The sequence below is a fragment of the Bacillus sp. GMs2/2 genome (assembly GCF_050172095.1).
GTDB lineage: Bacteria > Bacillota > Bacilli > Bacillales > Bacillaceae_G > Bacillus_A > Bacillus_A cereus.
Genome location: NZ_JBNLYE010000735.1, coordinates 1 through 1,095, shown reverse-complemented (window position 1 = coordinate 1,095; position 1,095 = coordinate 1). Strand labels below are relative to the sequence as shown.

The following is a 1,095-nucleotide window of genomic DNA, read 5'->3' as shown; positions in this document are numbered from 1 at the left end:
GGTCATTATATACCCACTGATTTCCACCAAGGTTTAACCAACCATTTTCATTTATATATACTAAATAAGATTCTGGAGAATTTAATTGGCGGATAACTGCAGATGTAGTTGATGGACCACTTCTTAAATTTACATTCATCCCTTGTATATATGCAACCCCAATCGGGCTTCCATCACTATTGCTTGTCTTTACAAAATTAATGTACGAAGGATCATTATACACCCATTGTCCATTCCCCAAATCTAGCCATCCGTTACTTTCCTGATATACAACGTAAGATTCTGGAGAATTTAATTGACGAATAACTGAGGAAGAAGTTGATGGACCATTTCTTAAATTTACATTTTTCCCAAGAATATAAGCGATTCCCTTCGTTTGAGGTGTCGGTTGTGGGTTAGGAGGTTGTGGATTTGGAGCTACTCCAAAAATAGCTGCTATTCCATTTGCATACGCTTGACTTAGATCTTCAATAAATTGTGGATTTTTTAATAAATTTGCATCAAACGCTGTATCAATAAAAGCAGTCTCAGTTAAAATTGCATCCATTGCGGTTTCTCTTAATACCGCATAATTTTCTTTTTTTGCTCCTCGATCACGAAGACCGTATTTTATTAATACAGGATTGACAGCTGTATGCATTTTTTGTTGCTTTGCATATGCAGTGCTGCTATTGGATAACGCATTATAAATATAACTTTCAAAACCTGTACCCCCGCCGCTATTAATATGAAATGAAATAAAATAATCCGCACTGAAAGCATTAGCAATATTAGCACGTTCCGATAAAGAAATAAACACATCACTATCACGTGTCATTTTAATTGTAATTGGGTAATTTACCGTTAAAATGTCTCGAACGCGTCTAGCAATTTGAAGTGTTAAGTTTTTTTCTACTAAACCATTACCAACAGCACCAGAATCATATCCACCGTGCCCTGCGTCTATAACAAGTTTCATTTTATTGCCCCGCCCCTTTCTTGTAATATGTTTGCATTTCTACTCGTCCTATTTTATGTGAAATGTACAGGTTCTGTTACAATTGCAAATAAAAAAACCGCCTTATGTAAGGCGGTTTCTATCATCTTGCTTTAACC

At 35.7% G+C, this 1,095-nt stretch carries 1 protein-coding gene; it reads right to left on the bottom strand.

Annotated features, from left to right (window positions below; genetic code table 11):
• On the bottom strand, positions 1-958 hold a 958-nt coding region (locus ACQGS6_RS29145), incomplete at its 3' end, for an N-acetylmuramoyl-L-alanine amidase (RefSeq protein WP_426966082.1).
• Positions 959-1,095: the final 137 nt, after the last annotated feature.